The sequence below is a fragment of the Arthrobacter sp. UYNi723 genome (genome assembly GCF_054057635.1).
Map to the genome: position 1 here is coordinate 17,082 of NZ_JBSRZM010000022.1, position 13,814 is coordinate 30,895.

Below are 13,814 nucleotides of genomic sequence, written 5' to 3' on the forward strand. Positions count from 1 at the left end.
CCATGGCCGCTGACATTCCCGCCGGCGGGGCCACACCCGTCCAGCGGCCCCTCATCATGCGCTATGCCGCGCGCTCGGATGTGGGACGCATCCGGGCCAAGAATGATGACTCGGCGTACGTCGGCCGCCATTTGGCAGTGGTCGCGGACGGCATGGGTGGCCACGCAGGCGGAGATGTTGCCTCCGCCGCCACCGTGCTGGACATGCTGCACCTGGACCACGGCGACTACGACGGCGACGCCGGCACGGTCCTCGCCGACGAGATCCAGACGGCCAACTCCCTGCTATCCGAGCTGGTGCACATCAACCCCAAGCTCGCCGGCATGGGCACCACCGTCACATCCCTGCTGCTCGCCGAGGGCAAGCTGCACTTCGCGCATATCGGCGACTCCCGGGCGTACCGCCTGCGTGATGGCGAGTTTGAACAGGTCAGCGTGGACCACACGTTCGTCCAGCGGCTGATCGATGAGGGCCGGCTCCGGCCCGAAGAGGCCGAAACCCACCCGCACAAAAACGTCCTCATGCGCGTCCTGGGCGACGTCGACGCCAGCCCCGAGCTGGATCTGGACACCCTGGACGTCAAGCCCGGGGAACGCTGGCTCCTGTGCTCGGACGGGCTCAACTATGTGGCCGGACATGTGGTGGAGCGGACCGTCCGCGAGACAAAAGACCTGCGTGAGTGCGTCGAAACCCTGGTTAACCTGACGCTGGAAGCCGGCTCACCGGACAACGTCACCGTGGTCATGGTGGAAATCACCGAGGAAACGTCCGACGACGTCAGTACCGCCGCCGTCGACATCATCCCTTCACAGCTGCTCACCGAAGCCCCCGTCGCGGACGGCGGCGCGGCCAGCGCTTCACCGGACCCCGAGGCGGCCGACGACAAAATGCCCGCCGCCGACAAACCCCCCGAAAAGCCAGTTGCCGCGGAACCCCCGCCTTCCACCGACCCCCATCTCGGCGAGCACCTTTCGGCCGAAGTCCTGCGGCAGGAACTCGCATCGCGCCCGCACGAACTTGTCGGTGCTGCGGCCACTGCTGCCGAGTCCGGCTCCATTCCCACCATCGCCGGCCGCACCGTGGCACGCCGGGCCGCCACCGTCCTGACACACAAGGCCGACGCGCCCGTTGCGGAGGCGGATGACGTCCTGGGGCGGCCCAAACCCCGCCGCTGGGTCACCATGTCCATCGCCGCGTCCGTGCTGGTGGTGCTGACCGTGGGCCTCTGGCTCGGCTACGCCTGGACCCAGACCCGCTACTACATCGGGGAATACGATTCCCGTGTGGCCATCTACAACGGTGTGTCGCAGCGGCTTGGTCCCCTCCAGCTTTCAACCCTCGAAGCCGTAACAGAGATCCGGATGGATTCCTTGCCCCAGTTCTCCCAGCAGCGCGTCCGGCAGACAGTTCCCGCGCGTGACCTCTACGACGCCCAGCGGATTGTGAAGAATCTTGAAGGCACCGGCACCATTGCTCCGCCGGACGAGTGCTTGACCCCCTCGCCCACTCCGGCCCCAACAACTGCGCAGGCTGCAACACCCACCGCACCTGCCCCGTTGCCGAACCCATCCGCTCCTGCGGCAGCGCCGGCCCCTGCCGCCTCGCCCACCCCCACTACCGTCTGTGAGGGGGGCCAGTGAGCCAGCTCAGCACCATCCCCAAGCCCCGGCGCAACGTGGAACTGTTGCTGCTGGTCCTCGCCCTGTCTGTGGGCATCGGCGCCAACATGCTGGTGGGCGTTGACCAGGCGAAGGCGTTCGACTCCGATTTCTGGTTCCAGTCCAGCCTCCTCGCGGTGGCCGCCCTGGTCTTCCACGTAGTCCTGCGGATCCGGGCAAAATATGCCGATCCGGTAATACTTCCTTTGGTGGTTGCACTCAATGGTCTGGGTCTTGCCATGATCCACCGCCTTGACGCCCCCGGGGAGGACACCGGCAACAACCAGTTGCGTTGGACCCTGATCGCCATGGCAGTGGCCGTTGGCGTGATCTGGTTCCTCAAGGACCACCGGGTGCTCCGCCGTTTCACCTACATCTCGCTGGCTGTGAGCGCGCTCCTGCTGATTCTTCCGCTGGTGCCCGGCATCTCGGCCGGCGAAATCCTGGGCGCCCGGGTCTGGATCCGGGTGGGTCCCATGACGTTCCAGCCGGGTGAGATCGCCAAGATCACCCTGGCTATATTCTTCGCCGGGTATCTTTCCTCCAACCGCGACCTCATTCTGCTGGCCGGCCGCAAGATCGGCCCGCTGCAGTTCCCCCGGTTCAAGGACATGGGGCCCATGATCACCGCCTGGCTGGTGAGCATCGGCGTGTTGATCTTCCAGCGCGACCTCGGGTCTTCCGTGCTGTTCTTCGGCCTGTTCATCGTGATGATCTACGTGGCCACCAGCCGTATCAGCTGGGTGGTTATTGGCGTGGGCCTCATCCTGGGCGGCGGCTTCGTGGCAGCCCAGGTGTTTTCCCATGTCGAAGTCCGCATCTATGGCTGGCTGAACGCCTTCAGCCCGGAAGTGTACGAGACCGGCAGCCGGCAAGTCATCGAGGGACTCTTCGGCATGGCCAACGGCGGCCTGGTGGGTACCGGCCTGGGCCAGGGCCGGCCGGACCTGGTCCCCTTCGCCAACAGCGACATGATCATCGCGTCCATCGGCGAGGAGCTGGGCCTGATCGGACTGTTCGCCGTGGTGCTGATGTACGTCATGCTGTTCACACGAGGTTTCCGGGCAGCGCTGGGCACCCGAGATGCCTTTGGGAAACTGCTGGCCTGCGGACTTTCCTTCGCCATTGCCCTTCAGTGCTTCGTGGTGATCGGCGGAGTCACACGACTGATCCCGCTGACCGGCTTGACCACGCCGTTCCTCGCCGCCGGCGGTTCGTCGCTGCTGGCCAACTGGATCATCGTTGGCCTGCTCCTGCTGATCTCCCATACAGCGCGGGGACCGGTGGATACAACACCACTTCCTCCCGGCGGCGCCGCGGAACCTGCAGGAATTGATACTCCCACCGAGGCGGTGAAACAAGCGTGAACCAAGCAATCCGTAATTCCTGGGTGGCAGCGATCGCCATGTTTGCCCTGATCTTCGGCGCCATCAGCTTCGTCCAGGTAGTGGGTGCCGATGACCTCAAGGACAACCCCCTGAACCAGCGCGCCATTCTGCAGAACTACTGCAACGACCGCGGCGCCATCATCGTGGGCGGGGACCCCGTGGCCGAATCGGTGGAAGGCACGTCCGAGGTCTGCCAGTTCCAGCGGACCTACGCACAGCCGGCACTCTATGCAGGCATCACGGGCTACTTCTCGAAGAACTACGGTGCCACCGGCCTGGAAGTTGCGATGAACGCCCAGTTGGCGGGCAGCTCAGACCAGCAGTTCTTCGACCGGATCGGCCAGCTCTTCCTGGGCAATCAGCCGAAGGGCGCCTCGGCGGAACTCACCATCGATCCCGCCATCCAGAAGCTCGCCTACGACCTCATCCCGGACGGCCAGCGGGGTTCCATTGTGGTCACCAATCCCAAGACCGGCGCCATCCTGGCCATGGTGTCCAAGCCGTCATATGACCCCAACCTGATCGCCACCCAGGACGCCAAGGCCGAATCCACCAACATCAATGAGCTGGTCAAGGTTCCCGGCATCAACCTGAACCAGAATGTCAGCGGACCCACGGGCGAGCTGCTCGCTCCGGGATCAGTCTTCAAGCTGGTGGATACCGCGGCGGCCCTCGCCTCCGGGAAGTACAACAAGGACAGCGTGCTCCCCAATCCGGCTGAGATGCCCTTCCCGGGGATCCAGTACAAACTGCCGAACTACGCCGGGGGCAACTGCTACACCCAGGGCACGGCCAGCTTTGCCTTCGCCCTGCAGCAGTCCTGCAACACGCCGTTCGCCAGCATTGCCCTCGACCTTGGACGCGACGCCATCGCCGAGCAGGCGGCAAAGTTCGGCTTCGGCGAGGATCTGGGCGACCAGCTGAAGCTCGCCCACGCCAGGGGCAGCGGATTCCCCGATGAGCTGGACGGGCCAGGCCTGGCCCAGTCCGCCATCGGCCAGAAGGACGTGCGCGCCACTCCGCTGCAGATCGCCTTGATGACCTCGGCCATCGCCAACAACGGCGTCCAGATGAGCCCCAGCCTGGTCAAGACCGTGCGGTCCCCGGACCTCAGGGTCATTGACGAGCCCCAGCCTGAAGCGCTCCGGACGTCCACTACCCCGGAAATTGCCCGGCAGATCACCGAATGGATGACCAGTGCGGTGAGCCAGGGCATAGCCCGCGGGGCGGCCGTCCCCGGTGTCCAAGTGGCCGGCAAGACCGGAACCGCTGAACTGGGCAACGGCCTGAACAACTCATGGTTCACCGGGTTTGCCCCGGCGAACAACCCGGAGGTGAGTGTCACCATCGTCATGGAAGGCGTAGACATCACCACCGGCGCACAGCTAACCAGTCCGAACGCGAAGAAGATTTTTGAGGCGGTGTTGAATAAGTGAGGCCTACAACGGGAATCACCCTCGGCGGCAGATTCCAGCTGACCACGCGGATTGCGATCGGCGGGATGGGAGAGGTCTGGAAGGCCAAGGACCAGGTCCTGGGCCGGATTGTCGCCATCAAGGTACTCAAGGAGGAATACACCGGTGACCCCGGTTTCCTCCAGAGGTTCCGCGCCGAGGCACGCCACACCGCCCTGTTGAACCACGTGGGCATCGCCAATGTCTTTGACTACGGCGAGGAGGATGGCTCCGCCTACCTGGTCATGGAGCTCGTTCCGGGCCAACCGCTGAGCAGCATCATCGAGCACGAGCAGGTACTGTCCCCGGACCGGACGCTGTCCATGATGGCGCAGACCGCCCGCGCACTTTCCGTCGCCCACGCCCAGGGGCTGGTCCACCGCGACATCAAGCCGGGCAACCTGCTGATCACACCCGACGGCCGGGTCAAGGTCACCGACTTCGGCATCGCCCGCCTGGCCGACCAGGTCCCGCTGACACAGACAGGCCAGGTAATGGGCACCGCCCAGTACCTCGCCCCCGAGCAGGCCACCGGACAGACCGCTACCGGCGCCTCGGACATCTACTCACTCGGCGTGATCGGCTACGAGTGCCTCACCGGGCACCGGCCCTTCTCCGGCGAATCCCAGATCGCCATTGCCCTGGCCCAAGTCAACGACGCCCCGCCGCCGCTTCCGGAGACTCTCCCCAAACCGGTCCGCGCGCTGCTGATGTCCATGCTGGCCAAGGACCCCAAGAACCGCCCGGCCAACGCCATCAAGCTGTCCGAAGCCGCCGAGGCCATCCGCAACGGCGATATTGACGCCGCGCACGCAGCGGTTCCCGGCATGCTGCTCTTTGAGGCAACCACGGGCCCCATTACCGCGCCGGTGGACATTGCCACGGCACCCACCGGCGTCATCGCCCAGAAGGACAGCAACACGACGTCGACGTCCGCCCTGCCCGTGCTTGGTGCCGCTGCCGGCGGCGCTGCAGTCGGCGCCGCGGCTGCGGACGCAGCCACAGGAGCCGGGAGCACGCTTTCGCGTGCGGACGCCCTGGCTGCGGAGCGCAGCTGGGTGCAGGAGGAAGAGAAGTACGACGACGAGCCGGCCGACGAGCCCGACCGTCGCGGCCGCAGCCCCTGGACGTGGCCGCTGGTCGCCCTGATCGTGCTGGTCCTGTTCGCGCTGGTGGGGTTCTTCCTGACGCAGCAGGGGATTTTTAACCCGGCCAACACCGTCACAAACTCGCCGTCAAGCAACCCGCCGTCCACCAGCGCCAGCCCGACAAAGACCTCGGCGTCCGCTACGCCTACCCCCAGCCGGACCACCGACACGCCCACTCCAACGCCCACCCCCACCACGGTGGACATCATTTCGGCGGCCTACCTTGGGAAGGACTACCGTCAGGTCCAGGGGACGCTCGAAACCATGGGCCTTTCTGTGCGGGTCATCCCGCAGCAGAGTACCTCCGCTGCCGGAACGGTGCTGCAGGTCAACCCCACGGGCACCGTGCCCAAGGGAGCTGAAGTGACCGTGACCTACGCCGTCCCTGTCCCGGCCACCATGCCAACCACTCCGCCGTCGTCGCCGGCCGCCTCTGCTGACCCGTCCCCCCTGCCCAAGTGCAACCCCGGCCAACTGCCGGGACTGCCCGCAACCTGCGCACCTTAGCCGCCAGGATTGACAGTGAGTGATTCGGCCCGCACCCCACTCCACCGGGAGGACAGCCTCCCGGTGGATAACCAGCGTGTCCTGAGCGGCCGCTACGAACTCGGCGGAATCATCGGCCGTGGAGGGATGGCGGATGTCCACCGCGGCGTGGATACCCGGCTTGGCCGGACCGTTGCCATCAAACTTCTTCGCCCGGATATGGCCCGTGATCCGCAGTTCCAGGCGCGCTTCAAACGGGAAGCGCAGTCCGTTGCAGCGCTGAACCACCCGTCCATCGTCGCCATTTACGACACCGGCGAACATACGGTTCCGGACGGCTCGGAGGACAGTGTCCGCGTGCCCTACATTGTGATGGAGTTTGTCGAGGGCCGGACCATCCGCGACCTGATCCGGGCCAAGGAAGTCAGCATTGACCAGGCCATCGATTTCTGCCTGGGTGTGCTCTCTGCCCTTGAATACAGCCACAAGGCGGGCATCGTCCACCGGGACATCAAACCTGCCAATGTGATGTACTGCGACGGCTCCAATTCCGTGAAGGTCATGGACTTCGGGATTGCCCGGGCCATCGCCGATTCATCCGCCACCATGACGCAGACCCAGGCCGTGGTGGGCACTGCCCAGTACCTCTCGCCCGAGCAAGCTCGGGGCGAAACAGTGGATGCGCGCAGCGACCTCTACTCCGCAGCGTGCCTGCTGTACGAAATGCTCACGGCTCGCCCGCCCTTTGTTGGTGACAGCCCCGTGTCCGTGGCGTACCAGCACGTCAGGGAAATCCCGGAGCCCGCGAGCAGCGTGAACCCGGAGGTCTCGGCCGCCCTGGACAGTGTCCTGGCCAAGGCTCTGCAGAAGAACCGGGCGGACCGTTTCCAGGACGCGGCCGCCTTCCGGCGTGCGCTGCGCGCCGCCCGGGCGGGCGTGTCCGTGCCCGCGCTGGCCGCAACCGAAGCCCCCACCGATCCCAACGACCACGTCCCAACGCCGGAACGCCCGCCCGTGACAGAGGCGTTCGGGCTCACCGGAGCCGGCTTCCTGGACGATGACCCCACCGGCCGGCCGCGCAACGCGGACGACACCCGGACTGACGGCGTACCGGTCATGGCGGCCGCCACCCTGGGACAGTCGGATGTCGATGAACTGCCCTTGGGCTTCGCGCCGGAACGTGAGCGGACCGCCCGTCAGAAGTCCCGTCGTCGTACGTGGATTGCCACGCTGGTGATCTTAACCCTGCTGGTTCTTGGCGGCGGCGGTTTCTGGCTGTACAGCACCGTAAACCGGCCTGCGCCCCCGCCGCCCCAGGTGGCGGTCCCGGCGGTGGCGGCCCTGACGGAGTCGGCGGCCCTGCAAGAACTTTATGGTGCCAACCTGCGCCCGAAGATCAAGCGGAACAAACACGAGACCATACCCAGCGGGACGGCCATCGGCACTGACCCGGTGGCCGGAACCTCGGTTGATCCCAATGCGGAGGTGATCCTGAACATCTCTGAAGGCCCAAGCGCCGTCAAGATTCCGGAGAACCTTCCGGGCCAGACAGAAGCCGCGGCGCGGGACATCCTGCGCCAGGCAGGACTCGTGGGAGCCCCTTCCACCACCACAGCCAACAGCGCCACCGTTCCCGGCGGCAGGGTGATTACCACCAGCCCGGCACCGGGCCAGATGGTGGGGGTGGGCACCACGGTGGAGATCGTGATTTCCACCGGCAAGGTGTCCATGCCTGAACTGCGCGGCCGCACGCGTGCCGAGGCGGAAACGGCGCTGAAGGAACTGGGCCTGGTCCCAAACGTCCAGGAAGTGGAGAACTCCCAGGTGGAGGCGGGCCGGGTCACGGATCAAAGTGACCCCGTGAATGCCGCCGTCGATCAGGGCAAGACGATCAATATTGTGGTGGCCAAGGAACCGGCCCCGCCGCCATCGCCATCGCCTACGGCCACGCCGACACCCACTAAAAAGGGCTAAACCTCCACCCGCTCCTTATAGCAACGCGGGGTCACTTCGCGCCCATCCCGAAGGGGAACATGGGCGCGAAGTGACCCCGCGTTGTTCGTGTGTTCCGGTCAGTGCTGGATGAGCGGGCTCAGCGTGGAGGCCCGCGCCGCGGCTCCCGCCATTCCCAGTGATTCGAGCCAGTTGCCCAGCATCTGGTAGCCGCCTTCGGTCAGGACCGACTCCGGGTGGAACTGCACCCCGCACAGCGGTGCAGTGCGGTGCTGCAGGCCCATCACGACGCCGGTCGCGGTCTCGGCGGTGATCTCCAGGACGTCGGGGATGGTATCCCTTACCGCTGCCAGCGAGTGGTAGCGCGTCGCTGTCACGGGGGAGGGGAGTCCGGCGAAGACGCTGGTGCCGTTGTGCTCCACCAGCGACGTCTTGCCGTGCATCAGCTCCGGCGCGTGGGTCACCGTGCCGCCGTAGGCTTCGGCCAGGGCCTGATGGCCCAGGCACACACCGAACATCGGCTTGTTATTCGCGCCGCACCACTTGATCAATTCAATGCACACCCCCGCCTCGGCGGGGTTTCCCGGACCGGGTGAGATGAGGACGCCGTCGCGCGTTTGTGCCATCTCGATGGCTTCAGCGAGGGTCACGTCGTCGTTGCGGACGACGGTGGTCTCGGCGCCGAGCTCCTGGAGGTAGCCCACCAGGGTGTAAACGAAGCTGTCGTAGTTGTCTACGACCAGGATTTTGGTTGTGGTCATGGCTGGCTTGCAGAACCAATCGTTGAGTCGGTGAATGCGGTGAACCCGGACATCCAGGGGAACAGGAACTGAACCATCAGGATCAGTGCGCCGGCGATGAGCACCAGCGACGTGAGGATCCGCAGCCAGAGGGCACCCGGCAGGTGGCGGAAAATCCAACCGTACATACTCAGTTTCCTCCCACTGCTGCGGCCACCTGGGCGGCGATCTCGGCCGGCGGGCCCGCCGAGGCAGGCCGCCAGCTGTCCAGCAGCGCATAGGCGATAATGCGTTCCTCGGCGCCGAAGCGCGGATTGCAACTGGTCATGGTGAGGAAGCTTTCGGTGGGAGTGACGCCGGGGCGGGTGGGGACCGGTTCCAGGACATCGGTCCGGGAAGGCATCACAATCTGGTTGTTGCGGAAGACGTAGATGTAGTAGCCGTCCTTGGTCTGGACGTAGATTTTGTCCCCCGGGACAAGGGTGTGGATATTGTCCAGGACGGCACCGTGCGTCTGCCGGTGACCGGCCACAGCGAAGTTGCCGACCGCGCCGGGCATGGCCGTGTTGGCGTAATGGCCAAGCCCCAGCGTATCCAGGACATCCCCGGTGGTTCCCTGCACGATGGGCCGGGTGTAGTTCGGGCCAAACCGCGGGATGTACATGATGCCGATGGTGCCGGCATGGCCTGGCGCCGCGGAAACGGGCGGGGTGCCGTAATCCACGGGCGCTGCCGCTGGGTCCGGTTCGGAGCCTGCCGGCACCGCACCGCCCAGCCCCTGGGCGAATTCCTTGATAACCGCGCTCTGCTTGGCGTCGGATTCGATGTTGGTCCACCACAGCTGCCAGCCCACAAAAAGCAGGAGGATAATGCCGGCCGTGATGAGCAGTTCGCCGAGCACCTGCACGGTCCCCCGCAGAATGGAAGCGCGGGCGGGCGCCGCACGGGCGGGCCTCCTAGCGGCGCGCCTCGCCCTCTCCTGCAATACCACGCGTTCTCCTCCGGGGTGGCCGCGATGGGCGTTTGAGTGCCCTGAACTACGGCTAGAATTGACTGCTAGTAAGAATCCAGATTTGACCAAGATCGCGCAGACCGCTGGCAACTTCCTTCTTGCAGGATATCAAGCCCGCGACGCCGAGCTTGCTCCAGTCCGCCAAGGAGAGCACGTGCCCGAGTCAAAGCCACGCAAGAAGACTTCCAACGCCGCGCAGCCCGCTTCCGGGGCGCAGACGTATAAGCCCAACGCTGTCTGGTTCAAGCCGGTGATGTTCGGCCTGATGATCATCGGGCTCTTCTGGATCATCACGTTCTACATCAGCGAGGGCCGGTTCCCTGTCCAGGCCTGGGAGTCGTGGAACATCGTGGCCGGCTTCGGCATTGCCATCATCGGCTTCCTGATGACCACGCGCTGGCGTTCCTGAACCTGACCGCAGGACCCCCATGACTCCCGCGGCCGCCGCCCAGCCCCTAAACGAGGGTGTGGACGGAACTGTCCTGGGCGACGACGGCCTCGCCCGTCCGCCGTGGGCCGCCATGGATCCGCTGTTGCGCGAGTACTACGACTCCGAATGGGGCCTGCCCGTCCGGGACGAACAAGGCCTGTACGAGCGCATCTGCCTTGAGGGCTTCCAGGCAGGTCTCTCGTGGGCAACGATCCTCCGGAAGCGCCCTGCCTTCCGTCAGGCTTTCCTCGACTTCCAGCCGGACGCTGTTGCCGCTTTTACGGAAGCGGACGTTCAGCGCCTGCTCCAGGATCCCGGCATCGTCCGCAACCGGCTCAAGATCCGTGCCGCCATCACCAACGCCCGGGCCACCATCGCGCTGCGCGAGCGGGAAGGCCTGGTTGACTTCGTGTGGCAGTTCCAGCCCCGGGCCACTCCCCAGCCGGTCACGCACGCGGAGATCCCCACGCAGTCACCGGAATCGTTGGCGCTGTCCAAGGCGCTGCGGACGCACGGATTCTCGTTCGTTGGCCCCACCACCATGTTCGCGCTGATGGAAGCCATCGGCATGGTGGACACCCATCTTCTGGACAGCCACCGGCGCGGATCCTCAGGCGTCTGGACCGGCTGACCTGCCGCTCCGCGGGGAGCTGACCGGACGCTCCGCCGGCGCCTGTTGTCCACAGCTGTTGGGAAAGTTATCCACAATGTGCATAACTTTCCCGGCGCCGGAAGCGACTGCCGCCTGTGCAGGCCATGGCGCACGGGACCGGATCCAAAGCGCTCGGACGGACAGTTATTAACAATGTGGATTGGCTGTGGATAATTCACACTGCCCGGAACGGAGTGGCCTGCTCAGCGGTCCCGGCGGACCGGATGGTGGCTGGTGATGGACACCCGGTTAAAGGCGTTCAGCGTGATCACCAGCCAGCTGACCGCAGAAAATTCATCCGCACTGAGGTGCTGACGGGCATATCCTTCCTCAAGCTCGCGGGCCCGGTGGTCCGGCAGTTCGGTGATGCATTCGGCCAGGGCCAGGGCCGCCCGCTCCTTGTCCATGAACAGGGCCGTCTCGCGCCAGGCCGGCAGGACAGCTAGCCGCTGGTGGCTCTCCCCGGCCTCCACGGCGTCCCGCACATGCATGTCGAGACAAAAGGCGCAGCCGTTGATCTGGGAGATCCGCACGTTGAGCAGCTCTATGGTCTTGCGCTCAATCCCGGCCGCGTCGGCGGCTTCGCGCACTTTCAGCCCCAGACCGTTGAGAGCGCGCCATACCGCGGGGTGCTGCTTGTCGAGGTAGATGTGCTGGGTTGTTGCGGTGGCGCTCAAGGCGGTCCTCCTGGCTGGAAGCTTGTTGGGTCCGATGCTGCGTAGGAACACCCTCGCACACACGCGTGTTATCCACTTACTAACACTGGACTACCCACAAGTTATCCACAGTTGTGGATAACAATGCACAGGACGGCCCGCGCGGACCCCTCAGGTGCCCCAGTCGGGGAAACACCGAAGGTTAACTACATGTCTGTAAGTTGTTAACACTGTGAATAACCCTGTTGATACGGGCAGGCCGGATCCCCTCCTATGGGCCCCCGGCGCGGGAAATTGCCAGGATATCCACAGGTCGGGCTCAAATGGCGCGTTTTTCCACTTAACCACAGGCGCATCCCCGGGTGTTGTCCACAATTGTGGACAACCGGATGATCAAATCCGGCAAAAGGGCGGACACTCGGGAGCAGGGGCACATCGAAATCCTGAACTACACCCGTGTAAGTTACCAACAGTGTGGATAACCCCTGTGGATAACTTCTGCGCCGTCGTCATGGTCCTGACGCGGACCACGGGCTGCTCGCACGCCGGGACGCACCCAGCAAGTGAACGGCAGCGCGGTGCGAGGCCTCACGAGGCACAGAAAAGACCCCGGTGTCCGTTGGGACACCGGGGTCTAAGCGGTCTGTTGGAGCTGGGCCCAAGGACCCGGACGGTCAACCGGCCGTGACGCGGAGCCAGCTCGCCAGGGCCAGCAGGAGAACGACGGCGACCAGTCCGGCCGCGTGCAGCAGGCCCTGCCGTGGGCCCCGGGGCGTGTATGCAATCACGGCAGCGCAAAGGGCGCCTGTGACGAGCCCGCCCAGGTGCGCCTGCCAGGCGATCTGGGGGACCACAAATCCGATCACGCCGTTGATGGCGATCAGGACCCACAGTTGCCGCGTATCCCCGCCGCGGTGCCGCTGTACCAGCAGCATCGCCCCGAAGAGTCCAAAGATCGCCCCTGAGGCTCCCACCACTCCGGCAAGAGGCACGCCAGGCACGTAGCCGGGGGTCAGCAAGAGATAGCCGACAGACCCTCCGATGGCAGAGATGAGATACAACGCCAGGAAGCGGACCCGGCCCAGAAGCGGTTCGAGTGCCTGGCCGAAAATCCACAGCATGTACATGTTCAGCACAATGTGGAGGATGAATCCCTGGGAGTGCAGGAACGCCGCCGTCAGCATCCGCCACGGTTCGAACTCACCGAATTCGGGAGTGGCAAAAACATTGGCGAACGCCAGGTTCTGGTAGATCCACTCGCCGGGGACCACCCATTGCAGAACGTACATCACCGCGCACAGGGCGATAATTCCAAACGTCACTATTGGTTTGCCGGTTGCCACGGCGCCGCCGTAGACAGTCTTGACCGCCGGCGTCGTGCGCTTTGTTTCGTTGACGCAGTCAACACACTGGAATCCGACGGCGGCCGCCCGCTGGCAGTCCGGGCACGCTGGGCGGCCACAGCGCTGGCAGCGCACATAGGAGGGCCGGTCCGGGTGCCTGGGGCACACCGGAACCTGCGCGGACGGCTCAGCCGCCGGAATTCCGTAGCTCATGTGATGGGTTAGAGCTGCTCGATGTCGATGCTGTTGATGGTGACGTCCTCAACCGGGCGGTCGCCCATTCCGGTGCGGACGCCCTCGATGGCGTCGACGACCTTCTTGGAGTCCTCGTCAGCAACCTCGCCGAAGATGCTGTGCTTGCCCTGCAGCCAGTCGGTGGGGATGGTGGTGATGAAGAACTGCGAACCGTTGGTGCCCTTGCCCGCCTGGATGCCGGCGTTGGCCATGGCCAGCTTGTAGGGGGCGTTGAAGCTGAGTTCGGGGTGGATTTCGTCGTCAAACTTGTAGCCAGGTCCGCCCACGCCGCGGCCCAGCGGATCGCCGGCCTGGACCATGAAGTCCTTGATGATGCGGTGGAAGATGGTGCCGTCATACAGCGGCGTGCCAGTCTTGTCCTCACCGGTCTCGGGGTGGGTCCAGGCCTGCTCCCCGGTGGCCAGGCCAACGAAGTTCTTGACCGTCTTCGGCGCATGGTTGCCGAAGAGATTAACGACGATGTCGCCGAGGCTCGTGTGGATGGTTGCTTTTGCAGTTGCGATTGCAGTCATACCGCCCATTCTTTCACGGCAGGTCAACGCGGAAGGGGCTGGACCGGCAGTTCCGCGCTGGGTGAAATCAGCCGGAAATCCGCTGGAAGAATAGCCCGTGCAGGTCAAGGCACGTAGGCTAACAACA

Annotated in this window: 13 protein-coding genes; 7 read left to right on the forward strand and 6 right to left on the reverse strand. The window is 65.0% G+C overall.

Going from position 1 to position 13,814, the window contains the following annotated elements; genetic code table 11:
• The first annotated feature begins 2 nt into the window (after positions 1-2).
• The 5 genes from ACVWY0_RS16225 to pknB are packed head-to-tail and all read left to right on the forward strand — an operon-like array spanning position 3 to position 8,108.
• Positions 3-1,640, forward strand: a complete 1,638-nt coding sequence (locus ACVWY0_RS16225; RefSeq protein ID WP_485837591.1) for a PP2C family protein-serine/threonine phosphatase — start codon at positions 3-5, stop codon at positions 1,638-1,640.
• The gene (locus tag ACVWY0_RS16230; protein ID WP_485837592.1) at positions 1,637-3,025 is read left to right on the forward strand and encodes an FtsW/RodA/SpoVE family cell cycle protein; all 1,389 of its coding nucleotides are present in this window, start codon (positions 1,637-1,639) and stop codon (positions 3,023-3,025) included. The genes ACVWY0_RS16225 and ACVWY0_RS16230 overlap by 4 nt, the downstream gene beginning before the upstream one ends.
• A complete protein-coding gene (locus ACVWY0_RS16235; RefSeq protein WP_485837593.1) occupies positions 3,022-4,482 on the forward strand; it encodes a peptidoglycan D,D-transpeptidase FtsI family protein in 1,461 nt (486 codons plus the stop codon). Before ACVWY0_RS16230 ends, ACVWY0_RS16235 begins: the two co-directional genes overlap by 4 nt.
• Positions 4,479-6,155 carry a protein kinase domain-containing protein gene (locus tag ACVWY0_RS16240; protein ID WP_485837594.1) on the forward strand — a complete coding sequence of 559 codons (1,677 nt, stop codon included), beginning with the start codon at positions 4,479-4,481 and terminating at the stop codon, positions 6,153-6,155. Before ACVWY0_RS16235 ends, ACVWY0_RS16240 begins: the two co-directional genes overlap by 4 nt.
• A 15-nt stretch (positions 6,156-6,170) precedes the next feature.
• Entirely contained in the window at positions 6,171-8,108 is a 1,938-nt protein-coding gene (pknB, locus tag ACVWY0_RS16245; RefSeq protein WP_485837595.1) for a Stk1 family PASTA domain-containing Ser/Thr kinase, read from the forward strand.
• A gap of 98 nt (positions 8,109-8,206) precedes the next feature.
• Here pknB and ACVWY0_RS16250 read toward each other — a convergent pair whose 3' ends face one another.
• Genes ACVWY0_RS16250 through ACVWY0_RS16260 form a run of 3 tightly spaced genes read right to left on the reverse strand, consistent with a single transcriptional unit; the run spans position 8,207 to position 9,818 of the window.
• Positions 8,207-8,848 (reverse strand): aminodeoxychorismate/anthranilate synthase component II, encoded by a 642-nt coding sequence (locus tag ACVWY0_RS16250; protein WP_252600925.1) that lies wholly within the window; start codon positions 8,846-8,848, stop codon positions 8,207-8,209.
• Complete coding sequence (locus ACVWY0_RS16255) at positions 8,845-9,015, reverse strand: hypothetical protein (protein ID WP_485837596.1); 171 nt, start codon at positions 9,013-9,015, stop codon at positions 8,845-8,847. Before ACVWY0_RS16255 ends, ACVWY0_RS16250 begins: the two co-directional genes overlap by 4 nt.
• A 2-nt stretch (positions 9,016-9,017) precedes the next feature.
• Entirely contained in the window at positions 9,018-9,818 is an 801-nt protein-coding gene (locus ACVWY0_RS16260) for a class E sortase (RefSeq protein ID WP_485837597.1), read from the reverse strand.
• 175 nt (positions 9,819-9,993) lie between these two features.
• On the opposite strand from ACVWY0_RS16260, the gene ACVWY0_RS16265 reads away from it, so the two are divergent.
• Together ACVWY0_RS16265 and ACVWY0_RS16270 are read left to right on the forward strand one after the other, a co-directional pair.
• Entirely contained in the window at positions 9,994-10,248 is a 255-nt protein-coding gene (locus ACVWY0_RS16265; RefSeq protein WP_463919701.1) for a cell division protein CrgA, read from the forward strand.
• Between the two features lie 19 nt (positions 10,249-10,267).
• The gene (locus ACVWY0_RS16270; RefSeq protein ID WP_485837598.1) at positions 10,268-10,900 is read left to right on the forward strand and encodes a DNA-3-methyladenine glycosylase I; all 633 of its coding nucleotides are present in this window, start codon (positions 10,268-10,270) and stop codon (positions 10,898-10,900) included.
• Positions 10,901-11,124: 224 nt separating this feature from the next.
• Here ACVWY0_RS16270 and ACVWY0_RS16275 read toward each other — a convergent pair whose 3' ends face one another.
• The 3 genes from ACVWY0_RS16275 to ACVWY0_RS16285 form a co-directional block, all read right to left on the reverse strand.
• Entirely contained in the window at positions 11,125-11,598 is a 474-nt protein-coding gene (locus tag ACVWY0_RS16275) for a carboxymuconolactone decarboxylase family protein (RefSeq protein WP_485837599.1), read from the reverse strand.
• Between the two features lie 653 nt (positions 11,599-12,251).
• Positions 12,252-13,133 carry a rhomboid family intramembrane serine protease gene (locus ACVWY0_RS16280; RefSeq protein ID WP_485837600.1) on the reverse strand — a complete coding sequence of 294 codons (882 nt, stop codon included), beginning with the start codon at positions 13,131-13,133 and terminating at the stop codon, positions 12,252-12,254.
• Between the two features lie 8 nt (positions 13,134-13,141).
• Entirely contained in the window at positions 13,142-13,687 is a 546-nt protein-coding gene (locus ACVWY0_RS16285) for a peptidylprolyl isomerase (protein WP_160675985.1), read from the reverse strand.
• Positions 13,688-13,814 lie beyond the last annotated feature (127 nt).